The sequence below is a fragment of the Streptomyces sp. TBY4 genome, from assembly GCF_024213195.1.
Taxonomy (GTDB): Bacteria; Actinomycetota; Actinomycetes; order Streptomycetales; family Streptomycetaceae; genus Streptomyces.
In genome coordinates this window covers 275,455-301,381 of the sequence record NZ_JANAVF010000003.1, presented here as the reverse complement: position 1 = coordinate 301,381, position 25,927 = coordinate 275,455, and the positions used below count along the sequence as shown (strand labels likewise).

General features: G+C 70.5%; 25 protein-coding genes, 1 tRNA gene and 1 pseudogene. 15 read left to right on the top strand and 12 right to left on the bottom strand.

Annotated features, from left to right (window positions below; genetic code table 11):
* Nucleotides 1-217: 217 nt before the first annotated feature.
* Genes NLX94_RS09325 through NLX94_RS09315 form a run of 3 tightly spaced genes read left to right on the top strand, consistent with a single transcriptional unit; the run spans nt 218 to nt 3,296 of the window.
* Nucleotides 218-1,126 carry an ACP S-malonyltransferase gene (locus tag NLX94_RS09325; protein WP_254382133.1) on the top strand — a complete coding sequence of 303 codons (909 nt, stop codon included), beginning with the start codon at nt 218-220 and terminating at the stop codon, nt 1,124-1,126.
* Complete coding sequence (locus tag NLX94_RS09320; protein WP_254382132.1) at nt 1,123-2,805, top strand: NAD(P)/FAD-dependent oxidoreductase; 1,683 nt, start codon at nt 1,123-1,125, stop codon at nt 2,803-2,805. Before NLX94_RS09325 ends, NLX94_RS09320 begins: the two co-directional genes overlap by 4 nt.
* A complete protein-coding gene (locus NLX94_RS09315) occupies nt 2,802-3,296 on the top strand; it encodes a TetR/AcrR family transcriptional regulator (RefSeq protein WP_254382131.1) in 495 nt (164 codons plus the stop codon). Before NLX94_RS09320 ends, NLX94_RS09315 begins: the two co-directional genes overlap by 4 nt.
* A 99-nt stretch (nt 3,297-3,395) precedes the next feature.
* Here the strand turns inward: NLX94_RS09315 and NLX94_RS09310 are convergent.
* Nucleotides 3,396-3,478, bottom strand: a tRNA-Leu gene (locus NLX94_RS09310).
* 292 nt (nt 3,479-3,770) lie between these two features.
* On the opposite strand from NLX94_RS09310, the gene NLX94_RS09305 reads away from it, so the two are divergent.
* From NLX94_RS09305 to NLX94_RS09275, 7 genes are all read left to right on the top strand, one after another.
* Entirely contained in the window at nt 3,771-4,625 is an 855-nt protein-coding gene (locus NLX94_RS09305) for a DUF3662 and FHA domain-containing protein (RefSeq protein ID WP_254382130.1), read from the top strand.
* A gap of 10 nt (nt 4,626-4,635) precedes the next feature.
* Nucleotides 4,636-5,139, top strand: a complete 504-nt coding sequence (locus tag NLX94_RS09300; RefSeq protein ID WP_254382129.1) for an FHA domain-containing protein — start codon at nt 4,636-4,638, stop codon at nt 5,137-5,139.
* Between the two features lie 141 nt (nt 5,140-5,280).
* Nucleotides 5,281-6,753 (top strand): PP2C family serine/threonine-protein phosphatase, encoded by a 1,473-nt coding sequence (locus tag NLX94_RS09295; protein WP_254382128.1) that lies wholly within the window; start codon nt 5,281-5,283, stop codon nt 6,751-6,753.
* Nucleotides 6,754-6,784: 31 nt separating this feature from the next.
* A complete protein-coding gene (locus NLX94_RS09290) occupies nt 6,785-8,221 on the top strand; it encodes an FtsW/RodA/SpoVE family cell cycle protein (RefSeq protein WP_254382127.1) in 1,437 nt (478 codons plus the stop codon).
* Nucleotides 8,218-9,684: a penicillin-binding transpeptidase domain-containing protein gene (locus tag NLX94_RS09285; RefSeq protein WP_254382126.1), complete on the top strand. Its 1,467-nt coding sequence runs from the start codon at nt 8,218-8,220 to the stop codon at nt 9,682-9,684. The genes NLX94_RS09290 and NLX94_RS09285 overlap by 4 nt, the downstream gene beginning before the upstream one ends.
* Nucleotides 9,685-9,898: 214 nt before the next feature.
* The gene (gene pknB, locus NLX94_RS09280) at nt 9,899-11,926 is read left to right on the top strand and encodes a Stk1 family PASTA domain-containing Ser/Thr kinase (RefSeq protein ID WP_254382125.1); all 2,028 of its coding nucleotides are present in this window, start codon (nt 9,899-9,901) and stop codon (nt 11,924-11,926) included.
* Nucleotides 11,927-12,072: 146 nt separating this feature from the next.
* A complete protein-coding gene (locus NLX94_RS09275; RefSeq protein ID WP_254382124.1) occupies nt 12,073-13,110 on the top strand; it encodes a restriction endonuclease in 1,038 nt (345 codons plus the stop codon).
* A 31-nt stretch (nt 13,111-13,141) separates the two neighbouring features.
* Here NLX94_RS09275 and NLX94_RS09270 read toward each other — a convergent pair whose 3' ends face one another.
* The 6 genes and pseudogenes from NLX94_RS09270 to NLX94_RS09245 form a co-directional block, all read right to left on the bottom strand.
* A complete protein-coding gene (locus tag NLX94_RS09270) occupies nt 13,142-13,858 on the bottom strand; it encodes a class E sortase (protein ID WP_254382123.1) in 717 nt (238 codons plus the stop codon).
* A 10-nt stretch (nt 13,859-13,868) separates the two neighbouring features.
* Nucleotides 13,869-14,546, bottom strand: a pseudogene (locus NLX94_RS09265) (class E sortase); the annotation flags it as partial.
* A gap of 143 nt (nt 14,547-14,689) precedes the next feature.
* The gene (locus NLX94_RS09260; protein ID WP_254382122.1) at nt 14,690-15,328 is read right to left on the bottom strand and encodes an aminodeoxychorismate/anthranilate synthase component II; all 639 of its coding nucleotides are present in this window, start codon (nt 15,326-15,328) and stop codon (nt 14,690-14,692) included.
* Entirely contained in the window at nt 15,325-15,525 is a 201-nt protein-coding gene (locus tag NLX94_RS09255) for a hypothetical protein (RefSeq protein WP_254382427.1), read from the bottom strand. The genes NLX94_RS09260 and NLX94_RS09255 overlap by 4 nt, the downstream gene beginning before the upstream one ends.
* A gap of 65 nt (nt 15,526-15,590) precedes the next feature.
* Nucleotides 15,591-16,334 carry a class E sortase gene (locus NLX94_RS09250; protein WP_254382121.1) on the bottom strand — a complete coding sequence of 248 codons (744 nt, stop codon included), beginning with the start codon at nt 16,332-16,334 and terminating at the stop codon, nt 15,591-15,593.
* A complete protein-coding gene (locus tag NLX94_RS09245) occupies nt 16,303-17,079 on the bottom strand; it encodes a DUF881 domain-containing protein (RefSeq protein ID WP_254382120.1) in 777 nt (258 codons plus the stop codon). The genes NLX94_RS09250 and NLX94_RS09245 overlap by 32 nt, the downstream gene beginning before the upstream one ends.
* Before the next feature lie 91 nt (nt 17,080-17,170).
* On the opposite strand from NLX94_RS09245, the gene crgA reads away from it, so the two are divergent.
* On the top strand, nt 17,171-17,425 hold the full coding sequence (gene crgA / locus NLX94_RS09240; RefSeq protein ID WP_254382119.1) for a cell division protein CrgA: 255 nt from the start codon (nt 17,171-17,173) through the stop codon (nt 17,423-17,425).
* Between the two features lie 106 nt (nt 17,426-17,531).
* Here crgA and NLX94_RS09235 read toward each other — a convergent pair whose 3' ends face one another.
* Both NLX94_RS09235 and NLX94_RS09230 read right to left on the bottom strand, forming a co-directional pair.
* On the bottom strand, nt 17,532-18,416 hold the full coding sequence (locus NLX94_RS09235; protein WP_254382118.1) for a rhomboid family intramembrane serine protease: 885 nt from the start codon (nt 18,414-18,416) through the stop codon (nt 17,532-17,534).
* Between the two features lie 94 nt (nt 18,417-18,510).
* Nucleotides 18,511-19,038 carry a peptidylprolyl isomerase gene (locus NLX94_RS09230; protein WP_254382117.1) on the bottom strand — a complete coding sequence of 176 codons (528 nt, stop codon included), beginning with the start codon at nt 19,036-19,038 and terminating at the stop codon, nt 18,511-18,513.
* Between the two features lie 194 nt (nt 19,039-19,232).
* Here NLX94_RS09230 and NLX94_RS09225 point away from each other — a divergent pair, with 194 nt between their 5' ends.
* Nucleotides 19,233-19,985 carry a DUF5324 family protein gene (locus NLX94_RS09225; protein WP_254382116.1) on the top strand — a complete coding sequence of 251 codons (753 nt, stop codon included), beginning with the start codon at nt 19,233-19,235 and terminating at the stop codon, nt 19,983-19,985.
* An 80-nt stretch (nt 19,986-20,065) separates the two neighbouring features.
* Here the strand turns inward: NLX94_RS09225 and NLX94_RS09220 are convergent, their stop codons facing one another.
* Nucleotides 20,066-20,566: a LysM peptidoglycan-binding domain-containing protein gene (locus tag NLX94_RS09220; RefSeq protein WP_254382115.1), complete on the bottom strand. Its 501-nt coding sequence runs from the start codon at nt 20,564-20,566 to the stop codon at nt 20,066-20,068.
* Between the two features lie 146 nt (nt 20,567-20,712).
* Entirely contained in the window at nt 20,713-21,192 is a 480-nt protein-coding gene (locus tag NLX94_RS09215) for a MarR family winged helix-turn-helix transcriptional regulator (protein ID WP_254382114.1), read from the bottom strand.
* A gap of 102 nt (nt 21,193-21,294) precedes the next feature.
* Here NLX94_RS09215 and NLX94_RS09210 point away from each other — a divergent pair, with 102 nt between their 5' ends.
* Nucleotides 21,295-22,773, top strand: a complete 1,479-nt coding sequence (locus tag NLX94_RS09210) for an MFS transporter (RefSeq protein WP_302169048.1) — start codon at nt 21,295-21,297, stop codon at nt 22,771-22,773.
* A gap of 89 nt (nt 22,774-22,862) precedes the next feature.
* Here NLX94_RS09210 and NLX94_RS09205 read toward each other — a convergent pair whose 3' ends face one another.
* Nucleotides 22,863-23,681 carry an isocitrate lyase/phosphoenolpyruvate mutase family protein gene (locus NLX94_RS09205; RefSeq protein WP_254382113.1) on the bottom strand — a complete coding sequence of 273 codons (819 nt, stop codon included), beginning with the start codon at nt 23,679-23,681 and terminating at the stop codon, nt 22,863-22,865.
* A gap of 256 nt (nt 23,682-23,937) precedes the next feature.
* Here NLX94_RS09205 and NLX94_RS09200 point away from each other — a divergent pair, with 256 nt between their 5' ends.
* The gene (locus tag NLX94_RS09200) at nt 23,938-25,143 is read left to right on the top strand and encodes an argininosuccinate synthase-related protein (protein ID WP_254382112.1); all 1,206 of its coding nucleotides are present in this window, start codon (nt 23,938-23,940) and stop codon (nt 25,141-25,143) included.
* Nucleotides 25,144-25,187: 44 nt separating this feature from the next.
* A complete protein-coding gene (locus tag NLX94_RS09195; RefSeq protein ID WP_254382111.1) occupies nt 25,188-25,922 on the top strand; it encodes a 2OG-Fe dioxygenase family protein in 735 nt (244 codons plus the stop codon).
* The last annotated feature ends 5 nt before the right edge of the window (nt 25,923-25,927 follow it).

Genomic DNA, 25,927 nt, shown 5'->3' with positions numbered 1-25,927 from the left:
AAGAGGCAGCGCATCCCCCTAAAGTGACAACAGCGCCCCTCGACCCCCTTTGTCCGGCATTTGCCCGGGGTTTCATCACGCGTTTATCGAGATTCCAAACCCCCCTGCCAGAATCACCGGGACGGTGATATCCGAGGGGGAAGAGGTCGAGATGAGCGCATTGCGCGGACCACGGTTGGCCCTGCTCTTTCCGGGCGAGGACGCACGGCATCCCGGAATGGGGAGGCTCTGGTCCGATTCCCCGAACTGGTTCCTGGCCGAGCGGGCGGGCGAGGTGTCCGGGTACGACGTGCCCGGGCTGCTGCTGGACCCCGACGGCGGCGCGGACCACCCGCCGCGGACGGACGCCGCCCAGCTCGCCACCTACGCGCTGGAGATGGTGATCCTCGCCGATCTGCGCCAGGCCCTGCCGGCGGCCGCCCGGCCCCTCGTCTGCGCCGGCCACGGCCTGGGCGAGTACTCCGCGCTCACGGCCGCCGGGATCATCGGCTTCGACGAGGGCGTACGCCTGGTCGCCGCCCGCGGCAGGGTTCTGCGGGAGGCGGCCGGCGCCGACCCCGGCACCATGGCGGCCGTGCACGGGCTCGCCCCCGAAGCCCTGGAGCGCGCCGCGGAGTCGGTGCGCGAGGCCGGCGGCCGGGTCTGGGTGGCCCGCCTCGACTCGGTCCGGCAGACCGTCCTGTCGGGCGACCCCGACTCCGTGGCCCGCTGCCGGACCCTGGCCCGCGAGCTGGGGGCCGCCCGGATCGAGCCGGTCCCCCTCGGCGGCGCCTTCCACACCCCGCTGATGGCCGGAGCGGCGGCGGCCTTCGCCCCCACCCTCGCCGCCACCGGGTTCCACCGCGGATCCGCGCCCGTCGTGGCCAACGCGGACGCCCGGCCGCACCACGGCCCCGACGGCTGGCCGGAGCTCCTGGAGCGCCAGCTGACCGGCCCGGTGCGCTGGGCGGACTCGGTGCGCACCATGGCCGACGGCCTGTACTGCGACATGTTCGTGGAGATCGGCCCCGGCCGCACCCTCACCGCACTGGCCCGCCAGACCACCCCCCGGGTGTCCCGCCTGACCATCTCCGAGCCCGGCCAGCTTCCCGCCGTCCCGAGGACCCTCGTACGGAGCGCCGCATGAACACCACCGACAACACGAGCCCCACCCCCACCCCCACCCACTGGGACGCGATCGTCATCGGCTCGGGCATCGGCGGGCTGGTGTGCGCCGCCTACCTCGCCGTCGGCGGCAAGCGGGTCCTGGTCGCCGAGCAGGGAGCCGTCGCGGGAGGCAACAGCCACGTGTTCCGCAGACGCCGCGTCTACGAGTTCGACGTCGGCGTCCACTACCTCGGCGACTGCGGCCCCGACGGCATCCTCCCGGCCATCCTGGACGGACTCGGGCTGCGCGGCAGGGTTCCGTACGAGGAGATGGACCCGGACGGCTTCGACCGCATCGTGGCCGGCGGCACCACCCTCGACATGCCGGCGGACTGGAAGCGCTACCGCGAGCGGCTCCAGGAGGCCTGCCCCGAGGACGCCGCCGGGATCGACACCTTCCTCGACGTCGTGGAGGGGCTCGGCCGCGAGCGCCGCGACGCGATCATCTCCGCCGCCGACGTCCCCATGGCGGAGCTCGAGCACCACGCCCCGCAGTCGGTGGCCTGGGGCCGGCGGACCCTGACCGAGCTCTTCGACCACTGCGCGCTCTCCACCCGCGCCCGCACCCTGCTCGCCGCCCAGTCGCCCAACTACGGGATGTCCCCCGACGAGGCGACCGTCGCCACGCACGCCACCCTCATCGACCACTACGTCCGCGGCGCCTACTACCCGCAAGGGGGCGGGCAGATGCTCGCCGGCGGGCTGCTCGAAGTGATCCGCTCCCACGGCGGAGCCCTGCGCACCCGCGCCCGGGTGACGCGGATCGCCATCGAGGACGGCCGCACCCGCGGCGTGGAGTTCGCCGACGGGAGCAGCGCCACGGCCCCGGTCGTCGTCTCGAACGCCGACTACCGCCGCACCATGCTCGACCTGGTGGGCGCGGACCGGCTGCCCCGCCGCCTGGCCGCCAAGACCCGGGACGCCCGGATGGCACTGCCCTGGGCCACCGTCTACGTGGCCCTGGACAAGGACATCGAGCGCCACGCCAACGTCTGGTGGTACCGCGGCGAGGACATAGGCCGCTTCTACGAGGAGCTCCGCTCCCCCTCCCCGTCCTCCACCACCGACTTCCTCTTCATGTCCTTCGCCTCCGGCAAGGACCCCGCAGGCCGCCGCATCTGCCCGCCCGGCCACTCCAACTTCCAGCTGATGACGCTCTGCCCGCCCGGCCTCGCGCACTGGGGCGCCACCGAAGGCCCGGCGGACGGCGGGCAGTACCGCGACGACCCCGTGTACCGCAAGGAGAAGGCGCGGCTCACCGAGTCCGTCCTGGACGCCGCGGAGGAGTTCCTCGGCCCGTTCCGCGGCCACATCACCCACCTGGAGACGGCGACCCCCCTCACCCAGGAGCGGTACACGCTCTCCACCGGCGGCACCCCCTTCGGCATGGCCCAGTGGGGCGCCACCGGAGCCCGCCCGGACACCGCCACCCTCATCGAGGGCCTGCACATCGCCGGCGCCAACACCCGGTACGGCAACGGCATCACCGGCTCGGCGGTCAGCGGCATCGCCTGCGCCGGCCAGATCCTCGGCCGCCGCCTCATGCACGAGGTCCACTCGGGCTCGGTGCTCGGCGATCCCGCGGTGCTCCCGGAGCGCGGCCCCGACTGGGACCCCCTGACCGTGTCCCGCGGACTGTCGCCCCGCGGGCTCTCGTGAGACTGAGCGCGGACGAACGCCGGGAGACCGTGCTCCGGGCCGCGGTCGCCGAGTTCGCCACCGGCGGCTACCACGGCACCCCGACCGGGGCGATCGCCCGACGGGCCGGCGTCTCCCAGCCGTACCTGTTCCGGCTCTACCCGACCAAGCGCGCCCTGTTCCAGGCCGCGGCGGTCCGCTCCTTCGAGCAGACCGCCGCGGTGTACGGGCACGCCGCCGGGCAGCTCCGGGGCACCGAGGCCCTGGAGGCCATGGCCCGCGCCCGCGACGGGCTCCTGCGCACCGGGGAACACCTCCCCCTGATGCGGCTCCAGGCCGTCGCCGCGGCGGCGTCCCTGGACGACCGCTCCTTCGCGGCCGTGGTCCGCCGCGCCTGGTGCGACCTGTGGGACCTGGTCCACACCTGCACCGGTGCCACCCCGGACGAGGTCACGGCCTTCTTCGCCCACGAAGCCCTGGCCACCACCACGGCCGCCCTGACCCCTCACTAGCAACCGAGACCCTCATCACGCCCGCACCCGTGCCCCCACCCCCGGGCACAACGAAAGAACCCCCTCACCGGATCTCTCCGGTGAGGGGGTTCTCACTTGTGCGCGAGGGGGGATTTGAACCCCCACGTCCCGAAGGACACTGGCACCTGAAGCCAGCGCGTCTGCCGTTCCGCCACTCGCGCTAGTGACGACCAGTGGTTCTTCCCTTGCGGGCCGTTCCCCTGGCGACATCGGAACATTAGCACGTCGCAGGGGCTGGATTCACATCGCTTTTCGTGCTCCCCCCGGGCCCGCCGACGACCGCCCCTCCCGCACCCGCCCGCCGGTGCGGGACACTGTGCTCGGGGCGCCCCTACGATCGCTTGTGAGGACCAACACTCATGCGCACGTGACCGATGGGGAACCACCCGAATCCGCCACGCGTGGATACGATCAGTAAGCAGTACAGGGCGACAACGACGGAGGAGGTGCCCCATGGGAGTCCTGAAGCGGTTCGAGCAGCGACTCGAAGGTCTGGTGAACGGCACCTTCGCCAAGGTGTTCAAGTCCGAGGTCCAGCCGGTGGAGATCGCGGGCGCCCTCCAGCGCGAGTGCGACAACAACGCCACCATCTGGAACCGCGAGCGCACCGTCGTCCCCAACGACTTCATCGTGGAGCTGAGCGCGGGCGACTACGAGCGCCTGAGCCCCTACTCCGGCCAGCTCGGCGACGAGCTCGCGGGCCTCGTCCGCGACTACGCCAAGCAGCAGCGCTACAGCTTCATGGGCCCCATCAAGGTCCAGCTGGAGAAGGCCGACGACCTGGACACCGGTCTCTACCGGGTCCGCAGCCGTACGCTCGCCTCCAGCACCTCCCAGTCCCCCGGCCAGCCCGGTCCGGGCCAGGGGCAGGGCCACCAGGCCCCCCCGGCCCAGCCCGGCGGCTACGGGTACCCCCCGGCCTCCGCGCCGCCCATGCCCGCGGGTCCGCCCCCGGGCGGACCGGGCGCCCGCCGGACGGGCCCCGGCGGCCCCGGCGGACCGGCCCCCGTACCTCCCGGAGGCGCCGTCCGGCGCCACTGGATCGAGATCAACGGCACCCGCCACCAGATCTCGCGCCCTACGCTCGTACTCGGCCGGAGCACCGAGGCCGACGTGCGGATCGACGACCCCGGCGTATCGCGCCGGCACTGTGAGATCCGGACCGGAACGCCCTCGACGATCCAGGATCTCGGGTCCACCAACGGCATCGTGGTGGACGGGCAGCACACCACCCGCGCTACGCTCCGCGACGGTTCACGGATCGTCGTGGGCAGCACCACCATCATTTACCGGCAAGCCGAAGGGTGAAGCGGGGGCAATGTCAGAGCTGACCCTGACGGTCATGCGGTTGGGTTTCCTGGCCGTTCTGTGGCTGTTCGTCATCGTGGCCGTCCAGGTCATCCGCAGCGACCTCTTCGGTACGAGAGTCACGCAGCGCGGTTCCCGCCGCGGCGGGGGCGCTTCCGGCGCCCCGACGCAGCAGGGCCGCCAGCCGGCGACCCCACCGCAGCAGCGCCAGCGCCGCGGTGCACCCACCAAACTCGTCGTCTCCGAGGGCACCCTCACGGGCACCACGGTGGCCCTCGCCGGCCAGACGATCACCCTGGGCCGCGCCCACGACTCCACGATCGTGCTGGACGACGACTACGCCTCCAGCAGGCATGCCAGGATCTACCCCGACCGTGACGGCCAGTGGATCGTCGAGGATCTCGGGTCCACCAACGGCACGTATCTCGACCGGACCCGGCTGACCACCCCGACGCCCATTCCGCCGGGCGCCCCGATCCGCATCGGCAAGACCGTCATCGAGCTGCGGAAGTAGTACGAGAATGAGCGAGCGGAGCGAGCGAGCCGCAGCGGTCCGTCCCACCGGGGACACGGACCCGAGCGCGCTCCAGGCCGGAGGGTGGGCAGTGTGGCTCGAGACCGGTTGTACCCCGAGGCGTCGACTGGGCAGGTGCGCATGAGTCTGTCCCTGCGGTTCGCCGCCGGATCGCACAAGGGCATGATCCGGGAGGGCAACGAGGACTCCGGCTACGCCGGTCCCCGCCTCCTCGCGATCGCCGACGGCATGGGCGGCCAGGCCGCCGGTGAGGTCGCCAGCTCCGAGGTGATCTCCGCCCTCGTGCAGCTCGACGACGACGTCCCGGGCTCCGACATGCTCACCGCGCTCAGCACCGCCGTGCAGCGCGCCAACGACCAGCTGCGCGTCATGGTCGAGGAGGACCCCCAGCTCGAGGGCATGGGCACCACGCTCACCGCCCTGCTGTGGACGGGACAGCGCCTCGGCCTGGTCCACGTCGGCGACTCCCGTGCCTACCTGCTCCGCGACGGCGTCCTCACGCAGATCACCCAGGACCACACCTGGGTGCAGCGCCTCGTCGACGAGGGCCGGATCACCGAAGAGGAAGCCACCACCCACCCGCAGCGCTCCCTGCTGATGAGGGCGCTGGGCAGCGGCGACATCGTCGAGCCCGACCTCTCCATCCGCGAGGTCCGGGTCGGCGACCGCTACCTGATCTGTTCCGACGGGCTCTCCGGCGTGGTCTCCCACCAGACCCTGGAGGAGACCCTCGCCGACTACCACGGCCCCCGCGAGACCGTGGCCTCGCTCATCCAGCTCGCGCTGCGCGGCGGCGGCCCCGACAACATCACCTGCATCGTGGCCGACGTGCTCGACACCGACAGCAACGACACCCTGGCCGCGCAGGTCAACGACACCCCGGTCGTCGTCGGTGCGGTCGCCGAGAACCAGCACCACCAGCTCTTCGACGGCGGCAACGCCATGCAGACCCCCGCCGGCCGCGCCTCCGGGCTCGGCCGCCAGAGCCCGCCCGCCGGCGCCTTCGGCCCTCCCGGCAGCGGCGAGGCCCCGGGTTACGGCGGTTACGGCGCCCAGGGACAGGGCGGCGGAGCCGACGCGTACGGCAGCTACGGCGACCCCGACCCGTACGACGGCGACTCCGGGTACGAGGACACGTACGACCACCCCCGCAGGCGCCGCGGCAAGGGCCGCAAGTGGACCACGCGCACGCTCACGCTGCTCGTGGTCCTCGGTGTCATCGGCGGCGGACTGTACGCGGGCTACCGCTGGACGCAGACGCAGTTCTACATCGGGGCCAAGGGCGAGCACATCGCGCTCTTCCGCGGGATCAGCCAGAAGCTGGGCCCGATGGAGCTCTCCAAGGTGGAGACCGACCGCCCCGACATCGAACTGAAGTACCTCCCGTCCTTCAAGCGCAAGCAGGTCGTGGACACGATCAGCGAGAGCAGCCTCGACGGAGCCCGCGCCAAGATCGACGAGCTCGGCACCCAGGCCTCCGCGTGCAAGAAGGACGAGGAACGGCGCGCCGCCGAGGCACAGGGCAACCAAACACCCGGCCCCGCCCTGACTGCCGAGGAGCAGTCGGTCGTCGGCCAGTGCGAGAAGCAGTAGACATACGCGGGCACAGGGGGCCCGCCACACCATGAGCGTTGTCACCAACACGACCACCATCGGCGCCATCGAGCTGCCGAGCCGGCGGAACACCGAGCTCCTGCTGCTCGCCTTCGCCGTGGTCATCCCGATCTTCGCCTACGCCAACGCGGGCCTGTCGATCCACGGGAAGCTGCCCCCGGGCATGCTCACCTACGGGCTCGGCCTCGGCGTCCTGGCGGGCATCGCCCACCTCGTCGTACGGCGCTACGCCAAGTACGCCGACCCGCTGCTGCTGCCGATCGCCACCCTCCTCAACGGGCTGGGCCTCGTCCTGATCTGGCGACTGGACCAGTCCGAGCGCCTGCAGAACCTGGCGAAGCGCTCGTTCGGCGCCTTCTCCGAGTCCGCGCCCCGGCAGATGATGTACACGGCGATGGCGATCGCCCTCTTCTCCGGCGTCCTGGTGGTGCTCAAGGACCACCGCGTCCTGCAGCGGTTCACCTACATCTCGATGGTCGCGGCCCTGGTGCTGCTCCTCCTGCCGCTCGTCCCCGGCCTCGGCGCGGACGTCTTCGGCGCCAAGATCTGGATCCGCGTCGCCGGATTCTCCATCCAGCCCGGAGAGTTCGCGAAGATCGTCCTCGCGGTGTTCTTCGCCGGCTACCTGATGGTCAAACGCGACGCCCTCGCCCTGGCCTCCCGCCGGTTCATGGGGCTCTACCTGCCGCGCGGCCGCGACCTCGGCCCGATCCTGGTGATCTGGGCGGTGAGCCTGCTCATCCTGATCTTCGAGAACGACCTCGGTTCCTCGCTGCTGTTCTTCGGCATGTTCGTGATCATGCTGTACGTGGCCACCGAGCGGACCAGCTGGATCATCATCGGCCTGCTGATGTCGGTCGGCGGCGCCGTCGTCGTGGCCGGCTTCTCCAGCCACGTCGGAGCCCGGGTCAGCGCCTGGATGGACCCGTTCGGCTGCTGGGAGCGGCGCGGGCTCGACGCCGGAGCCTGCGAGCAGATCGCCCAGTCGATCATGAGCTTCGGAGCCGGCGGGGTCCTCGGCACCGGCTGGGGACAGGGCAACTCCGACCTCATCGGCTTCGCCACCAACTCCGACTTCATCTTCGCCACCGTCGGCGAGGAGCTCGGCCTCGCCGGGGTCATGGCCTTCCTCCTGCTCTACGGCCTGATCATCGAGCGGGGCGTGCGCACCGCCCTCGCCGCCCGCGACCCCTTCGGCAAACTCTTCGCGATCGGCCTCTCCGGCGCCTTCGCGCTCCAGATCTTCGTGGTCGCCGGCGGAGTCATGGGCCTCATCCCCCTGACCGGCATGACCATGCCCTTCCTCGCGTCCGGCGGCTCCTCCGTCCTCGCGAACTGGATCCTCATCGCCGTCCTCATCCGGATCAGCGACACCGCACGCCGCCCTGCCCCGGCCCCGGCACCGTCCCCCGACTCCGAGATGACCCAGGTGGTCCGCCCGTCATGAACAAGCCCCTGCGCCGCATCTCGATCTTCTGCGGGCTGCTCGTCCTGGCCCTGCTCGTGCGGACCAACTGGATCCAGTACGTCAAGGCCGAGGAGCTCAGCACCCGCAAGGAGAACCGCCGGGTCCAGATCGCCCAGTACGCCACCGAACGCGGCAACATCATCGTCGAGGGCAAGGCCATCACCGGCTCCGCCGTCACCGACGGCAGCGACTACAAGTACAAGCGGACCTACCTCAACGGCCCGCTCTGGTCCCCCGTGACCGGCTACGCCTCGCAGGCCTTCGGCTCGACGCAGCTCGAATCCCTCGAGGACGGCATCCTCACCGGCAACGACGACCGGCTCTTCTTCGACCGCACCATCGGCATGTTCACCGGCGAGAAGAAGGCCGGCGGCAACGTCGTCACCACGCTCAACGCCGCCGCGCAGGAGGCCGCGTTCAACAAGCTCGGCTCCAACAAGGGCGCCGTCGCCGCGATCGACCCGCGCACCGGCGCGATCCTCGCCCTGGTCAGCACCCCCTCGTACGACCCCAGCTCCTTCGCCGGCAACTCCAAGGCCGACGAGAAGGCCTGGGTCGAGCTCAAGGACAGCGAGGACAAGAAGCTGGTCAACCGCGCCCTGCGCGAGACCTACCCGCCCGGCTCCACCTTCAAGGTGGTCACCGCCGCCGCGGCGCTGGAGAACGGCGTCGTCACCGACATCAACGCGCCGACCGACACCGAGGACCCGTACATCCTCCCGGGCACCAAGACCGAGATGGTCAACCACGCCCCGAACTGCGGCAAGGCCACCCTCAACTACGCCCTGCAGGTCTCCTGCAACTCCGTCTTCGCCAACCTGGGCGACAAGGTGGGGCGGGACAACATGGTGAAGACCGCCGAGAAGTTCGGCTTCAACAACGACAAGATCGACACCCCGGTCCGCGCCTTCGCCAGCGTCTACGACAAGACCATGGGCAAGGACGGCAACGCCCTCAGCTCCATCGGCCAGTTCAACACCGCGGCCACCCCGCTGCAGATGGCCATGGTCACCGCCGCCATCGCCAACAACGGCAAGCTGATGAAGCCGTACATGGTGAAGCAGCTGGAATCGCCCAACGTCGACGTCATCGAGAAGCACGAGCCGCAGGAGATGAGCTGGCCCCTCTCCCCCGAGAACGCGGAGAAGGTCCGGGCCATGATGGTCAACGTCGTCGAGAACGGCACCGGCCGCACCGCCAGGATCAACGGCACGACCGTCGGCGGCAAGACCGGCACCGCCCAGCACGGCGAGGGCAACAAGAAGCGCCCGTACGCCTGGTTCATCTCCTACGCCCAGAACTCCGACGGCAGCTCGCCGGTCGCCGTAGCCGTCGTCATCGAGGACAGCAGCGCGGACCGCGAGGACATCTCCGGCGCCGGCCTCGCCGCCCCCGTCGCCAAGGCCGTCATGCAGGCCGTCCTCAAGAGCAACAAGGGGTGACGGACGGGGCCGAGGGCCACCAAAGAGCCGCAAGGGGCACACAGATGTGATCCGGGTCACCATTCCCGCCCGGATCCGAGCGCACGGTACCGGTCCGGTATCAGCCTGTGGTCACGAACCGATCACCGACGATCGGCCGGTAGCCTTTGCGCGAACAGCACACCGCCGGACCACACACGGGTGCGGTCGGGACTGACGGAGAGGGCTGCACGTTATGGAAGAGCCGCGTCGCCTCGGCGGCCGGTACGAGCTGAGCCACGTGCTCGGCCGTGGTGGCATGGCCGAGGTCTACCTCGCCCACGACACCCGGCTCGGCCGTACCGTCGCCGTCAAGACCCTGCGCGCCGACCTCGCCCGCGACCCGTCCTTCCAGGCCCGGTTCCGTCGCGAGGCCCAGTCGGCCGCGTCGCTCAACCACCCGGCGATCGTCGCCGTGTACGACACCGGCGAAGACTACGTCGACAACATCTCCATCCCGTACATCGTGATGGAGTACGTCGACGGCTCGACCCTGCGCGAACTCCTGCACTCCGGCCGCAAACTGCTGCCCGAGCGCACCCTGGAGATGTGCATCGGCATCCTCCAGGCGCTGGAGTACTCGCACCGCGCCGGCATCGTGCACCGCGACATCAAGCCCGCCAACGTCATGCTGACCCGCTCCGGCCAGGTCAAGGTCATGGACTTCGGCATCGCCCGCGCCATGGGCGACTCCGGCATGACCATGACGCAGACCGCCGCCGTCATTGGCACCGCCCAGTACCTCTCCCCGGAGCAGGCCAAGGGCGAGCAGGTCGACGCGCGCTCCGACCTCTACTCGGCCGGCTGCCTCCTCTACGAGCTCCTCAGCGTCCGGCCGCCCTTCATCGGCGACTCCCCGGTCGCCGTCGCGTACCAGCACGTACGGGAAGAGCCGCAGCCCCCGTCGAACTTCGACCCCGAGATCACGCCCGAGATGGACGCGATCGTGTTGAAGGCACTGGTCAAGGACCCGGACTACCGCTACCAGTCCGCCGACGAGATGCGCGCCGACATCGAGGCCTGCCTCGACGGCCAGCCCGTCGCCGCCACCGCCTCCATGGGCGCCCCCGGATACGGCTACCCCGACCAGGGCCACGGCTACGGACACCAGGGCTACGACCAGCCCACCACCGCCCTGCGCACCGCCGACCCGAACCAGACCTCCATGCTCCCGCCGATGCCCCCGGGCGACGGCGGCTACGGCTACGGGGACCAGGGCGGCTACGACCAGGGCGGCCGCGGCGGCCGGCGTCCGCAGAAGAAGAGCAAGGCCTCCACGATCCTGCTGGTCACCGCCGGCATCCTCGTCCTGGTCGGCGCGATCCTCATCGGCCGCACCATCTTCGACACCACCGCCGACAACCGGCCCGCGGTGCCCAAGCTCATCGGCGAGACCTTCGAAGCGGCCAAGTCCAACGGCACCAACGTCGGCCTCGTCGTCGAACAGGCCGGCGAGATGGCCTGCGACGCCGCCCCCAAGGGCAGCGTCTGCGAACAGGACCCCGCCGAAGGCACCAAGGTCGCCAAGAACTCCGTGGTCAAGGTGAAGATCTCCACGGGCGCCCCCAAGGTCCTCGTCCCGAACGTCGTCAACCTGGCGATCGCCGACGCGGAGAAGGCGCTCCAGGAAAAGGGCTTCCAGGTCGAGAAGAAGCCGGTCGAGTCCGAGCGGACTCCCGGCACGGTCATCGAGCAGAACCCGAAGAGCGGCGAGGCCGAAAAGGGCTCGACGATCACCCTGACGGTGGCCAAGGAAATCTCCCAGGTGACCGTCCCGGACCTGACCGGCAAGAGCCAGGCCGACGCGGCGAAGGCCCTGCAGGCCGTCAAGCTGAAGCTCGGCAGCATCACGGAGGTGGACGCGCCCCCGGGCACGGCCCCCAAGACGGTCGTCAGCCAGGACCCCGGCCCCAGCAACCAGGTCGACGTCAACTCGACGGTCAACATCTCGGTCGCCAAGGCGGTCCAGCAGCTCCAGGTCCCGAACGTGGTCGGCAAGACCATCAACGCGGCCCGGGCCGAGTTCGCCTCCAAGGGCCTGATCTTCGGATCCGTCCTGTCGGGCTCCTCGGACGGCAAGGCCAGGATCCTCAGCACGGACCCGGGCGCCGGCAGCCCGGTGACCACCGGCACGGTGATCAACGTGGTCACGATGCCGGACAACCAGCAGAACGGCGGCAACGACAACGGCGGCGGCGGCTTCATCGGAGGCCTCGGCAACTAGCCCCCACCGCCACCGAGCACCAACGGGTCCGGCCCCTCTCCACGAGAGGGGCCGGACCCGTTTTCCGTACGTACGTGTCTTCATATGTACGAAGTTCGTTAACCCGGACGGGGCGGGCAGCAGGGCCCGCCCGGGAGGGACGGATCATGATCAACGAATCGGTGCTGCTCGAGTCCAAGACCTTGCGCACGAGCGTCCTGGAGCGGACGGACGTACTGGACAGGGTGAAGGTGCTGTCGCTCCTGCCGGACCGGCTGCACGTGACGACGGCGATGGTGGCGGCGTATTACGAGGTCACCGAGGTCGTGATTCGCGCCCTGCTGTTCGACCACCGCGAGGAACTGGAGTCCAGCGGCTACCGAGTTTTGACAGGTACAGAACTGAGTTACTTCAAGCAACTCGGTGACATTCCGTCACAAGTTTCGTCACTCGCAGTGTTCCCCCGCCGGGCCGTCCTGAACGTCGGAATGCTCCTCAGGGACAGCAAAGTCGCACGTCAGGTGCGTACCTACCTCCTCGACACCGAGGCCGAGGCCCGCACACGCCCTGTGGACAACCTTATCCACAGGCCCAGTTGGGACGAGCTCGACGAGCGGATCGACAGCCGGATCACCGACGTACTCGGCAAGACCGTCGTGCCCATGCTGAACGTCCTCATCGAGACCTCCGGCGAACAGCGCCACGAACTGATCTCCCTTCGGGAGGACGTCGAGCAGATCCAGCAGCGGCTCGTCGAGCACGACCTCCAGCTCAGCCGCCTCCAGCGGGGCCAGGACGTGAAGGCGCTCACCGGAGTCATCGGCACCATCGACGCCATGAGCCGGAAGGAGTTCCAGCTGCACGTCGCCGACCTGCTGCGCCGCGACGGCTGCACCGACGTCGAGGTGTACGGCGGGCACGGCGGCGACCGCGGGGTCGACATCACCGCCCGGACGGCGGACGGGCGGTCGGTCGCCGTCCAGTGCAAGAACTTCGCCCCGTTCCGCCACGTCCTCAGCGGGGAGATGCAGAAGTTCCTCGGCGCCGCCAAGGTCCTCCACCGGGCCGACGTGGCCCTCTACGTGGCCACCTGCGCCTTCACCCGCGAGTCCCTGGCCATCGCCGCCCAGGGAGGTGTCACGGCCGTCCACAGGGGGCTTCTGGAGGCCTGGAGCGCCGGAGTGGTGCTCCAGGTCCTGCGGTGATTCCGAAAGGGTCGGGCTGTCGCTCTCGGAATCAGCGCAGCTCCGCCGGAGGCGTTCGCTTCGCGTCCACCTTTTCCGTGCGGACCAGCTCGCCCCACACGATGTAGCGGTACTTCGAGGTGTACACCGGGGTGCAGGTGGTCAGGGTGATGTAGCGGCCCGGGGCCGTGCGGCCCGACTCCTTGGGGACCGGGCTGATCGAGTCCACGTTGTACTTCGAGGTCTGGCTCAGCTCCGCGAAGACCTTGTACACGTACCAGGTGTCGCGGGTCTCGAAGACGACCGCGTCGCCGTTCTTCAGCTTGTCGATGTTGTGGAACTTCGCCCCGTGCCCGTCGCGGTGGGCCGCCAGCGCGAAATTGCCCGCCGGATCCCACGGCAGCGCCGATTTCACCGGCTCCGTGTAGTACCCGGCGACGCCGTCGTTCAGGACCTCCGAGTCGGTGCCCTTCTTGACCAGCACCTCGCCGTTCTTCATCGCCGGCACGTGCAGGAAGCCGATCCCGCCCTGGGTGTCCAGCGCCCCCGGCGCCGCGGCCGCGTCCTGCGAGGGCGCCGCCCGCTCCCACTGCTCGCGCACCGCGTCCCCGCGCGCCGACGCGTCCCGGTCCGCGAGGACGTTCGTCCACCACAGCGAGTACGCCACGAACAGCCCGAGCACCAGGCCCACCGTGATCAGGAGCTCGCCCAGCAGGCTCAGGAACCCCGCGAGGGCGCTGCGGCGCGGGGGCGGTGCGACACGTGACACTGCGGATCCTCTACGGGCTGGTCAGCTCGGGCGGAGCACCCTGGCTGCGGGGGCGTTCAGCGGTCATCCTGCCCCATACGATCATCCGGTAGGTGCTGGTGAACTCCGGGGTGCAGGTGGTCAGCGTGATGTACCGGCCCGGGGAAGTGAATCCCGATCCGGCGGGCACCGGCTTGATGACCGACACGTTCGACGGCGGGGTCTGCGCGAGCTGCGAGCTCATCTCGTACGTGTAGTACGCGTCCCGCGTCTCCACCACGATCTTGTCCCCCGGCACCAGCCGGTTGATGTAGCGGAACGGTTCGCCGTGCGTGTTGCGATGCCCCGCCAGGGCGAAGTTGCCCTGGGGATCGGCCGGCATCCCGGTCGCGAGCGGCGCCTCGGAGTAGTGGCCGACCATGCCCTTGTCGAGGACCTTGGCCTTGTTCGTCCCCTCCGCGACCGGCACCTTCACGTCCAGCTTCGGGATGTACAGGATCGCGAAGCCCTGGCCCGGTTCGAACGCCGCCACCGGCGGGGCGGCCGCCCCGGCCGGAGCGCGGTCCCAGTTCTGGAGCAGCGAGCCCGCCGCGTCGTCGGCCGTCCGGCCGGCCAGGAAGTTCGTGTACCAGAGCTGGTAGCCGACGAAGAGGAGCATCACCAGGCCCAGCGTGATGAACAGCTCCCCGGAGAGCCTGCTGACGACCACGACCGGCCCGCCCGAGGCCGGCCGCCTGCGCCGCCGGCCGCGGCCCTGGCCGCGGCCCCGCGTGCGCGTACGCTTCGCGGCCGCCTGTGCTGCCCTGCGTCGCGCTGCCCGGCCCTCGGTGGGCGCGGACGGCGCGAGAGCCGTCACGCGACGGCCTTGCCCACCACCGGGGCGAGCCCCACCGAGCGCTCCACGGCGCCCGCGTCACCGCAGCGCACCAGCCAGTTCGCGAGCATCCGGTGGCCCCACTCGGTCAGCACGGACTCGGGGTGGAACTGCACGCCCTCGACGTCGTGCTCGCGGTGGCGCAGGCCCATGATGATCCCGTCCTCGGTCCGCGCCGTGACCTCCAGCGTGTCCGGGAGGGTCGGCGGCTCGGCCGCGAGGGAGTGGTAGCGGGTCGCGGTGAAGGGCGAGGGCAGTCCCTCGAAGACGCCGAGGCCCTCGTGGACCACCGGCGAGGTCTTGCCGTGCAGCAGCTCCGGAGCCCGGCCGACGACCCCTCCGTAGGCGACCGCCATCGACTGCATGCCGAGGCAGACGCCGAAGACCGGTACGCCCGTGTCCGCACAGTGGCGGACCATGTCCACGCAGACGCCGGCCTCTTCCGGCGTCCCCGGCCCCGGGGACAGCAGGACTCCGTCGAAGCCGTCCTGGGCGTGGGCGAGCTCGACCTCGTCGTTGCGCAGCACCTCGCACTCGGCCCCGAGCTGATAGAGGTACTGGACCAGGTTGAAGACAAAGCTGTCGTAGTTGTCGACCACCAGAATGCGCGCGCTCACGGAGTCGCTCCCGATCCCTCGTCCACCGTCACATCGTTGAACGGAAGCAGCGGCTCGGCCCACGGGAAGACGTACTGGAACAGCACGAACACCACCGCGAGCACCAGCACGAGGGAGATCATCACGCGTACCCACGCGTTACCCGGCAAATGCCGCCAGATCCAGCCGTACATGCCGCCTGTGTCCTTTTCGTCCACGATCGTTCAACGCACCGCGGGGGCGGTGCGTCCACAGCCTAAAGCCACCCGCCCGGGGCGGAGGGTCACCTTGCCAAACCCTCCGGTGCGCCCTGTGCGAGGGTCCGCATACCGGTCAGTTCGCCCCAGACCACGAGCCGGTGGCTGTGGCCCCATTCCGGGTCGCAGGTGGTCAGCGTCAGGTACTTGCCGGTCCCGGTGAAGGGCGAGCGGGCCGGCACCGGATCGACCACGCCGATCTCGGTGGGCAGCGTGCGCAGCGCCTCGGCCCGGACGGTGTACGTGTACCAGCCGGTGGCGTCCTTGAGGATCACGGCGTCGCCGGGGCGCAGCTTGGGGATGTCCTTGAAGGGGTCCCCGTACGTGCGCCGGTGGCCGGCCACCGCGAAGTTCCCGGTGCCGCCCAGCCGGGCCGTACCGGCGTAGTGGCCCAGGCCCTTCTTCAGCAGCTCGGTGCCCGTGCCCTCCAGGACGGGCTTGTTCCACCCGCGGCCGAACCGCGGGACGTACATCTCGGCGAAGGCCTTGCCCGCGGGGTACGCGGCGGTCTCGTGGGCGGCCGGAGCGGCCGACGGCGCGGGGGCGGGCTGCGGGGCGGCCGCGGGCGCCGCGGACCAGCCGTCGCGCAGGCGGGCCATCTCCCCGTCCATGGCCTGGTCGGCCTTGACCCCGGTCCAGAGCAGGACGTAGGCCACGAAGAGCACGATGAGCGAGCCCGCCGTCAGGCACACCTCGCTGAACGTCCGTACCAGCAGGCGCGGTACGTCGACGTCCCGATCACGGGGTGGAGGACTCCAGCGGCTTCGCATAGTGGAGGTCCACTGTGCCGGAGTAGCCCGGCAGTGTCAGCGCCTTGTGCTCGTCGACTTTCCAGCCGAGACCGTAGGCGTTCACGTACAGCTGGTAGTTCTGCAGCGCCGGGGAGGCCGCGAGGGCCTTCTTCAGCGCGCCGGGGTCGCCGACCGCCGTCACCTTGTACGGGGGCGAGTACACCCGGCCCTGGAGGATCAGGGTGTTGCCCACGCAGCGCACGGCGCTGGTGGAGATCAGGCGCTGGTCCATCACCTGGATGCCCTCGGCGCCGCCCTGCCAGAGGGCGTTGACCACGGCCTGCAGGTCCTGCTGGTGGATCACCAGGTCGTTGGGCTGCGGCTCGGGCACGTTGGGGATGCGGGCCGTGGCGTTGGGGGGCGCGTCGTTGAGGGTGACCGTCACGGCCTTGCCGGTGAGCTCCTCGGTGCCGGAGGCGGTGCGCAGGGCAGCCAGTTTGGCGTCCTCGGCCCGGGTGCTCCCGTTGTCGCGTTCGGCGAGGGCGTCGACCTGGTCGCGTGCGGTGGCGGTGCTCTTCTCCAGCTCCAGATTGCTCTGGCTGCGCTCCTGGATCAGATCGGACAGCTTGAGGAGGGAGGCATCCGTCCGGATGTTCGTACCCTTGGAAGTGTTGAAGCTGGTGACGAAGATCAAGCCGGCCAGGGCGAAAACGGCGGCCGTGAGCAGCCGGACCGGTCTGGCACGGCGACGGGGACCCGCGGAGGAGTCGTCGGAATTGCTCAACGTACCCTTCTCCTTCAACGCCACAGGTCCACTACGCTAACGGACGCCCGGGGCAGGCCAGGTCCCCAGCCCATCGACAGGAGAGCCCCTCGTGCCGAAGTCACGTATCCGCAAGAAGGACGACTACACGCCGCCCCCCACGCGGACGCCGCAGTCGATCAAGCTGACGAACCGCAACTGGGTCGCCCCGGTCATGCTGGCGTTCTTCTTGGTCGGTCTGGCATGGATCGTCGTTTTCTATCTGTCCGAGACCAAGCTTCCGGTCGAAGCCCTCGGAAATTGGAACATTGTGGTCGGATTCGGCTTCATTGCGGCAGGATTCGGCGTCTCCACGCAGTGGAAGTAGTCCGGCTCCGCAAGCTCTCCCCATGAGTTATCCACAGCGTCATCCACACCTGAGGAAAAGACAGAAGATCTGTGGATAACTCTGTGGAGAGTTGACGCCGGTGTGATCAGTTGAGGACGGAAAGCTCGGCCGTCCGGATCGCGATCAGGGCTGTGGCCAGCAAGAACACCGCCACACAGGTGCCCCACTGGACGAATTTCCGATTTCGCGCGCCCATGTCCTTCGTCGGCCACAAGAGACCCAGCGCGACCAGCGCACCGGTGATCAGGCCACCGATATGGGCCTGCCAGGACACGTTCAGCCCCGGCACGAAGGTCAGCAGCAGCATGAACACCGCCACGGTGATCAGCGGGCGCATTTCGTACCGCATCCGGCGGGCCAGCACCACGGTGGCGCCGAGCAGGCCGAAGACGGCGCCGGAGGCGCCGAGGGTCGCGGCGTTCATCGGGGTCAGCAGGTAGACCACGGCGCTGCCGCCCAGCGCCGACAGCAGGTACAGGGTGAGGTAGCGGGCCCGGCCGAGGGCCTGCTCCAGCGGTCCGCCGATGAACCACAGGCCGAGCATGTTGCCGAAGACGTGCCACAGCTCGGTGTGCAGGAAGGTCGAGGTCAGCAGCCGGTAGTACTCGCCGGTGGAGACGCCTTCTGCCGGCCCGCCCACCAGCTCGCGGTACCAACCGATCAGCGCCAGGTGGAGCTCCAGCCCGGGGAAGATCTCGGTGGCGAGGAACACGGCCGCGTTGATCCCGATCAGGATCTTGGTGACCAGGTACGGATCGGCGGCGACCACCCCGCCCGCGATCGTGCGCGGAGCGTTGGCCGCGGCCCCGTGGCCGGTTCCCGAGCCCCCGCGGACGCACTCGGGGCACTGGAATCCGACCGAGGCGCTGATCATGCACTCGGGGCAGATCGGCCGCTCACAGCGCGTACAGCTGATCCCGGTCTCGCGGTCCGGGTGCCGGTAGCAGCCCGGAAGACGGTCGGTGTCCATCGGTCCCCTCGGTCGGCGGCGCGGCGCGGATCCGCCCGCGCCCGTCCGGTACGTATCGAGGACGGACGGGCGGGGCCGAAAGGTTCCCCTGCGGTCAGCGCTTCTCGATGACGACGGAGTGGATGATCACGTCGTCGAGGGGGCGCTCGGTGCGGGGGTTGGTGGGACCTGCGGCGATGGCGTCGACGATCTTCTGGCTGGCCTTGTCGCCGATCTCGCCGAAGATGGTGTGCTTGCGCGTCAGCCAGGCGGTGGGGGCGACGGTGATGAAGAACTGCGAGCCGTTGGTGCCCGGGCCGGCGTTCGCCATCGCGAGCAGGTAGGGCTTGGTGAAGGCCAGGTCGGGGTGGAACTCGTCGGCGAACTGGTAGCCGGGGCCGCCGGTGCCGTTGCCCAGCGGGTCACCGCCCTGGATCATGAACCCGCTGATGACGCGGTGGAAGACGGTGCCGTCGTAGAGCGGGTCCGTGGTCTTCTGGCCGTCCGTGGGACGCGTCCACTCGCGCTCACCGGTGGCGAGTTCGACGAAGTTGCGCACGGTCTTCGGGGCGAAGTTCGGCAGGAGCTCGATCTCGATGTCGCCGTGGTTGGTCTTCAGGGTGGCGTAGAGCTTCTCGGCCACGGATCTGCCTTCCCTCGTCATCACTGGTCACACTGCTCATCACTCTCGGTTTCAGATCCTCGCACGGAGGGCCGCACCGGACGGAAATCGTCCACCCATATGCCCTGTCGTGCATGCCGGGCGGCGTTATGGGAGGCATGATCCGACAAAGGGTGGAAAGGTGAGCTGTGTCCGCCACCGAGGAGGAGGTTCCCGTGACCCGCAATGAAAGCGTGCGTCTGGCAGCGTCAAGTGCCAGGGATACGGCGCGGCACGCAGCGGAAGTGGTGGCGCCGTACGCGGAATCCGCCAAGCACGCTGCGGTGCATTACGCCCACGAAGCGAATGAACGGCTCACGCCGATGGTGTCGCACGCGGCCGGTGAGGCCGCCAAGCAGGCCCGCCACACGTACGGGTGCCACGTACAGCCCATGATCAGGACCGCGCGCGCCCATGTGCCGCCGAATGTCGACCGGGCCGCATCCAAGGCCGTGAAGCAGACCCGTCTGGCGGCCCTGCACGCAGTGGAGTACACGCAGCCGAAGCTGGAGAGCGCCCTCGCGGCGGCCCAGCCGGTGGCCGAGGAGGCCGCTTCCCGGTCGACGGCCGCGCTGGCGGCACTGCGCGGCCAGGTATCGGCCAAGGAGGTCCAGAAGCTCGTACGGCGCCACGAGCGGCGGGCGCGCTGCGGCCACCTGCTCAAGGGCGCGGCGGTGGTGGGCCTGCTGGCCGGCGCGGCCTTCGCCGCGTGGAAGTGGTGGGACCAGCAGTCGAACCCGGACTGGCTCGTCGAGCCGCCGGCCGCCACCGAGCTGTCGTCGCGTGAGGGGGAGGCTCCGGCCCCCTACGACGAGGAGCTGGCGGCGAAGGAGCACGAGGCGAGGAGCACCCCGTCCAGCCTGGAGGCGGAGGCCGAGGCCGTGCAGGAGCGGATCGACGCGGAGGACGCGAAGCGCAAGCACCGCTGAGCGCGCACGTGAGTGGGGCCGCGCAAACGTGAGTGGGGCCCGGATCCTTTCCAGGATCCGGGCCCCACTCACGTGCGCCCCTAGTTGGGGAGGGTGAGCTTCATCCCCGGGTGGATCATGTCGGGGTTCGAGCCGATGACGCCCTTGTTCATCGCGTAGAGCTCGCGCCAGCGGCCCTCGTTGCCGAGCTCGCGGCGGGCGATCGCGGAGAGCGAGTCACCCGAGCGGACGGTGTACGTGCGCTGCGGCTTGGGCGCGGGCTTGGCCGCCGGCATCGGCGCCGCGGGCACCGCCTTGTGCGCGGCGGAGGCCGGCGTGGGCGTGTGCGGGGCGGGCCGTGCGACGGGGGGCGCCGGGGGTGCCGGTGCCGCCTTGGGCGGCGCGGCCGCCGCCATGCGCTCGGCGGCCGCCTTGGTGGCCGCCGCCGCGTCGGTGTACTTGGTCCCGGTGTCGGCGGGCATCGCGGACGGCGGCGCCGGAGCGTCCGCGGCCTGCTGCTGCACCTGCTCAGCCGCCTTCTGGGCGGCCTTCTCGGCTTGTTCCTTCTTCTTGTCGGACCTCATGAAGTCGAACAGTCCCATGTGCGTACGCCTCCGGCATGGTGGTGCCCCCCTGGGGCGAGTGCCCTGTCCCACTCTCTGCCAGAAGGCGCGGGACGGCCCTGTGACTGGGCCATACGGGGGATGCCCCGGGAAGGTCCGGGAATGCCCGGGCGGGGCCCCGGCTGCTACTGGCGGGCCCGGCGGGCCGGCCGCGGGCTCTCCGACGGGGTCTCCAGATCGCCCTTGACCAGCAGGTTCAATACGCGCAGCACGGCCTCGCGGTCCGCGTCCGCGAGGGAGGCGAGGGCCTCGGCGTGCACCTGGTCGACGATGCGAGTGCTCTCCTGCGCCAGGGCCGCGCCCCGCTCGGTGACGACGATGACGCGGGCCCGGCGGTCGGTGCTGGACTGCCGCCGCTCGGCCAGTCCGGCCTTCTCCAGGGCGTCGACGGTGACGACCATCGTCGTCTTGTCCATGCCCCCGATCTCGGCGAGCTGGATCTGCGTCCGCTCCTCCCCCAGGGCGTGCACGAGCACGCAGTGCATCCGCGCGGTGAGCCCGATCCGGTCGAGCGCCACGGCCATCCGGGTGCGCAGGACGTGACTGGTGTGGTCCAGGAGGAAGGAGAGGTCCGGCTCGTTCGGTGAGGGTGCCATGGCAGTCATGTCCGCCACTCTAGCAATTCAGTCTCCAATAGATCGTCTACAACGGAACTATCTGATACGGTCCTACCAAGTCAGCCCGCCGCTCACCGCCTGGGGACACAGATGCCTGCCACTTCCGCTCCCGCCGCTCCTGCCACCGCACCGGCCGCCTCCACCGGCACCGCTGCCACGGGGACCACCCCGCGCGGGCTGCGCTCCCGCTGGACCGCCCTCGGAGTGCTCTCCACCGGTGTCCTGATGACCGTCCTCGACGGCAGCATCGTCACCGTCGCGATGCCGGCCATCCAGAAGGACCTGGGCTTCAGCCCCGCCGGACTCAGCTGGGTGGTCAACGCCTACCTGATCGCCTTCGGCAGCCTGCTGCTCCTCGCCGGCCGGCTCGGCGACCTCATCGGCCGCAAGCGGATGTTCCTGGCCGGGACAGGCGTCTTCACCGGAGCCTCCCTGCTCGCCGGGTTCGCCGGCTCGCCCGAGGTGCTGATCGCCGCCCGGTTCCTGCAGGGCCTCGGCAGCGCCATGGCGGCGGCCGTCAGCCTGGGCATCCTGATCACGCTGTTCACCGAGCCGCGCGAGCGGGCCAAGGCCATCGCCGTCTTCTCCTTCACCGGCGCGGCCGGAGCCTCCCTGGGCCAGGTGCTCGGCGGGGTCCTGACCGACGCCCTCGACTGGCACTGGATCTTCTTCATCAACCTGCCCATAGGACTGGCCGCCCTCGCGCTGGCCCTGCCCGCGCTCCCCGCCGATCGAGGACTGGGTCTGCGCGCCGGAGCCGACGTCCTCGGCGCCCTCCTGGTCACCGCGGGCCTGATGCTCGGCATCTTCACCGTCGTCGAGGTGGAGCGCTACGGCTGGCTCTCCGCGCACACCCTCGGCCTCGGCGCCCTCTCCCTCGCCCTGCTCGCCGGCTTCACCGCACGCCAGGCCAAGGCCCGGACCCCGCTGGTACCGCTGCGCGTCTTCCGCTCGCGGACCGTGGTCGGCGCCAACCTGGTCCAAATGCTGATGGTGGCCGCGCTGTTCTCCTTCCAGGTCCTGGTCGCCCTGTACCTCCAGAACGTGCTGGGCTACGGAGCCGCCGAGACCGGGCTGGCCATGCTTCCGGCGGCCGTGGTCATCGGCGCGGTCTCCCTCTTCGCCTCGGCCCCGCTGAACGCCCGCTTCGGCGAGCGGCGCGTCCTCCTCGCCGGACTCGCCCTGCTCGTCGCCGCCCTGGGCCTGCTGACCCGGCTCCCGGTCCGCGCCGACTACGTCACCGACCTGCTCCCCGTGATGCTGCTGGCCGCCGGCTTCGGCCTGGCCCTGCCCGCCCTCACCGCGCTCGGGATGTCCGGCGCCGACGAGCGGGACGCGGGGCTCGCCTCGGGGCTGTTCAACACCACCCAGCAGATCGGCATGGCCCTCGGCGTCGCCGTCCTCTCCACCCTGGCGGCCGCCCGCACCGACTCCCTGCTCGGCACCGGCCTCGACCGCTCCGCGGCCCTGACCAGCGGCTACCACCTGGCCTTCGGTATCGGAGCCGGGCTGATGCTCACCGCGCTCGTCGTGGCGGCGACCCTGCTGCGGACCGGCCGTCGCCACTGACTCCCGCCCGATGTTTCACGTGAAACATCGGGGCAGAACGCCAAGGGCCGCTCCGCACCCCGGAGCGGCCCACGTGCATGTCCCGGTCCCTACTTCACGAAGAGACCGTTGAGCGTGCCGTAGTCGACCGCCCCTTCGAGCGCCCCGTACGTCCCCTGCTCCAGCACCTCGACCGCAGCGGCACGGGCCGCCGAGTACGCCGCCTGCGCCACACCGGTCCCGACACTGACCCGGCGCACCCCGGCCTTCGCCAGCTCGGCGACGGACGGGCCGCCCGGACCGGCCATGGCGTTGACCGGCAGCGGGCCCCGCGCGATCTCGCCCAGGGCCTCCAGGTCCAGCAGCCCGGGCACGAAGATCCCGTCCGCCCCGGCGGCGGCGTACGCCTCCACCCGCGCCAGTACGTCGGCGAGGCGGCCGGACTCCTCGCCGATCCCGAACAGGAAGACGTCGGTACGGGCGTTGATCACCAGCTCCGGCAGCCCGGCCCCGGCGGCTGCGGCTCGGGCGGTACGGATCCGTTCGGCCTGCTCGGAGGCGGTGCGGAGGGTTCCGTCGGACGCCTTCGAGTCCTCCAGGTTGATCCCGACGGCGCCCAGCGCCACCACCTCGCGCACGGTGGCCCCGAGGTCCTCGTAGCCGCCCTCGATGTCCACGGTGACCGGGACGTCCACGGCCGCCACGATCCGCGCGGCCGCCGCCAGCATCTCCGGCCCCGTCGCGTGCTGCCCGTCCCCCCGCCCGATCCCCCAGGCCACACCACCACTGGTGGTGGCAATGGCCGGCGCCCCGGCCGACTCGATCACCGCCGCGCTGCCCGCGTCCCAGGCGTTGGGCAGGACGAGCAGCGACTCGCCCAGCTCCCGCAGCCGCAGGGCCTTCTCGGTGCTCTTCGCTTCCACGGTCATCCGAACTCTCCTCAGCCGTACGACTTCTCAAGCCCCGTCACATCACTCGACGGACAGCGGACTCTAACCGGGCGGCACACGGCTCAGCTCGCGGTTTTCCGACACCGAGCCACGGCGCCGGCCCACCGGACGGCCCATCTGACGTTCCGCGTCCGGGACCGGTCATGGCCGGGCGCGGAAGGCCGGAATCCATGGTCCGGAAGTCCGCGGCAGGGAAATCTCCTCTCTTGTGATCCGCGCCAAGGTTGGAGAGACCATGCAGTCCCCGCTCATACGTTCCTTCTCGCAGCTCGACACCCTGGACCCGAACCGTCCCGTCGTCACCCTGTTCAGCGGCGGCCTCGACAGCTCGTACCTGCTGCTGCGACTGCGCCGCATGGGCGTCCGCGACGTACACGCCGTCAGCGTCGACATCGGCGAGGACGAGTCGAGCCAGTACAAGCGTCAGGTGGCGGAGGCGCTCGGCGCGACCATCCACATCCTCGACCGGCGCGAGGAGTTCGCCGGCCAGTACGTCGCCCCCGCGATCGCCGCCCAGGCCGTCTACCTCGGCATCCACCCGGTCAGCTCCACCCTCAGCCGCCCGCTCATCGCCCGCAGCGCGGTCGAACTGGCCCGCGCCCTCGGCGCCCAGACCGTCCTGCACACCGCGAACCGCTCGCAGAACACCCTGCGCCGGCTCAACGGCGCGCTGACCCTGCTCGGCTGGGAGGGCAGCTTCGGCAGCCCGTACGACCTCGACCCGGTCACCCGCGAGGAGAAGCTCGTCGAGCTGCGGTCCGCGGGGATCGACCTGCTCGCCGGCCGGATCGTCAGCGGGGACTCCAACCTGTGGTGCCGCGAGTTCGAGTCCGGGATCCTGGACGACCCGGAGCGCCACGCGGTCCCCGAGGACATGTACACCTGGAGCCGCGCCACCGCGCTGCCCGGCGAGTCCGAGACCCTGACCGTCTCCATCGAGCGCGGGCTCCCGGTCGCCGTCGACGGCGTTCCGATGCCGCTCACCGACCTCATCGACCAGCTCAACCACCGGGTGGGCGCCTACGGTCTCGGCCGCTACTCCGGCCTGGAGCACCTCGACCACGGCGAGAAGGTGCTGGAGATCCGTGAGATGCCCGGCGCCTACCTGCTGCTGAGCAGCTACCGGCACGTCGAGAGCGCCTGCCTGGACGCCGAACTGATCCGGGAGAAGCGCCACCTGGAGCAGGTCTGGACCCGCGAGGCCCTGGAGGGCCGCTGGTTCGGCGACCTGCGGCTCACCGTCCAGGCCTTCATGGACACCTGCGCCGCCCGCACCACCGGCTCGGTGACCTGGCGGCTGCAGACCGGCGGGGCTGACACGCGGGCCATCACCGCGGTCAAGCCGCTCTACCTGCGCGACCGCGAGGCCTGGGAAGAGCAGGCGATCGAAGCCGAGTCCGCGCCCTTCGCCCGCGCCGACTCCCTGCTCGCCGCCGTCTGATCCACCGTACCTACCGTTCTTCCTCGTTTCCACGGAGCACTTCCATGACCACTGCCGCCGTCACCACGCACCCCGTCGCGCTCGACGCCACCGCCGCCCTCGCCGGATCCGGCGGGCACCTGATGCCCTCCCGCGCCCTCTCCGACCTGGTCGACGCCGACTCCTCCGACTGGGCCCGGTTCGCCGCCCACTGGGACGAGCTGACGCTCGACACGCACATGGCCGACGGAGGCACCTACCGCTTCCGCCGCTACGGCCAGTTCGAACTCGACGCCGACTCCGGCGAGCTCAGCCTGCTCCCGCACGAGCCCTACCGCCAGGAAACGGACGTCAACCCCCTCAACGGCGGTGTGGAGCGCGTCTTCGACCCGCTGACCGGCGCCTTCGTCGGCGACCAGCTCCTGCGCTCGGTCCTGGTCGAACTGGGCCGGATCTTCACGGCGGTCGACGGCACGAAGACCTGGAACATCAAGCTCCACCCGTACCGGATCATCTCCTCCGCCGACCAGGAGGGGCAGCCGGCCCCCGAGGGCCGCCACCGCGACGGCGTCACCTTCATCACCTCGCTGATGATCGGCCGCACCAACGTCACCGGCGGCGAGAGCGGCGTCTACACCGACGCCGGCGAGCACCTGCTCACCACCACCCTGACCGAGCCCGGCGACCTCCTGCTGGGCGACGACCGCCGGACCCTGCACTCGGTGACCGGTCTGCAGCCGGTGGACCCCACGGCCGCGGCCCACCGCGACGTCCTGGTGATCGCCTACACCGCCCGCTGAGCCCG

What these genes read in the sequence shown, in the direction of transcription:
- NLX94_RS09325 (WP_254382133.1), top strand. Translation starts at nt 218, where the DNA reads ATGGGGAGGCTCTGGTCCGATTCCCCGAACTGGTTCCTGGCCGAGCGG.
- NLX94_RS09320 (WP_254382132.1), top strand. Translation starts at nt 1,123, where the DNA reads ATGAACACCACCGACAACACGAGCCCCACCCCCACCCCCACCCACTGG.
- NLX94_RS09305 (WP_254382130.1), top strand. Translation starts at nt 3,771, where the DNA reads ATGGGAGTCCTGAAGCGGTTCGAGCAGCGACTCGAAGGTCTGGTGAAC.
- NLX94_RS09300 (WP_254382129.1), top strand. Translation starts at nt 4,636, where the DNA reads ATGTCAGAGCTGACCCTGACGGTCATGCGGTTGGGTTTCCTGGCCGTT.
- NLX94_RS09295 (WP_254382128.1), top strand. Translation starts at nt 5,281, where the DNA reads ATGAGTCTGTCCCTGCGGTTCGCCGCCGGATCGCACAAGGGCATGATC.
- NLX94_RS09290 (WP_254382127.1), top strand. Translation starts at nt 6,785, where the DNA reads ATGAGCGTTGTCACCAACACGACCACCATCGGCGCCATCGAGCTGCCG.
- NLX94_RS09285 (WP_254382126.1), top strand. Translation starts at nt 8,218, where the DNA reads ATGAACAAGCCCCTGCGCCGCATCTCGATCTTCTGCGGGCTGCTCGTC.
- pknB (WP_254382125.1), top strand. Translation starts at nt 9,899, where the DNA reads ATGGAAGAGCCGCGTCGCCTCGGCGGCCGGTACGAGCTGAGCCACGTG.
- NLX94_RS09275 (WP_254382124.1), top strand. Translation starts at nt 12,073, where the DNA reads ATGATCAACGAATCGGTGCTGCTCGAGTCCAAGACCTTGCGCACGAGC.
- NLX94_RS09250 (WP_254382121.1), bottom strand. Translation starts at nt 16,334, where the DNA reads ATGCGAAGCCGCTGGAGTCCTCCACCCCGTGATCGGGACGTCGACGTA.
- NLX94_RS09235 (WP_254382118.1), bottom strand. Translation starts at nt 18,416, where the DNA reads ATGGACACCGACCGTCTTCCGGGCTGCTACCGGCACCCGGACCGCGAG.
- NLX94_RS09220 (WP_254382115.1), bottom strand. Translation starts at nt 20,566, where the DNA reads ATGGGACTGTTCGACTTCATGAGGTCCGACAAGAAGAAGGAACAAGCC.
- NLX94_RS09215 (WP_254382114.1), bottom strand. Translation starts at nt 21,192, where the DNA reads ATGACTGCCATGGCACCCTCACCGAACGAGCCGGACCTCTCCTTCCTC.
- NLX94_RS09210 (WP_302169048.1), top strand. Translation starts at nt 21,295, where the DNA reads ATGCCTGCCACTTCCGCTCCCGCCGCTCCTGCCACCGCACCGGCCGCC.
- NLX94_RS09205 (WP_254382113.1), bottom strand. Translation starts at nt 23,681, where the DNA reads ATGACCGTGGAAGCGAAGAGCACCGAGAAGGCCCTGCGGCTGCGGGAG.
- NLX94_RS09200 (WP_254382112.1), top strand. Translation starts at nt 23,938, where the DNA reads ATGCAGTCCCCGCTCATACGTTCCTTCTCGCAGCTCGACACCCTGGAC.
- NLX94_RS09195 (WP_254382111.1), top strand. Translation starts at nt 25,188, where the DNA reads ATGACCACTGCCGCCGTCACCACGCACCCCGTCGCGCTCGACGCCACC.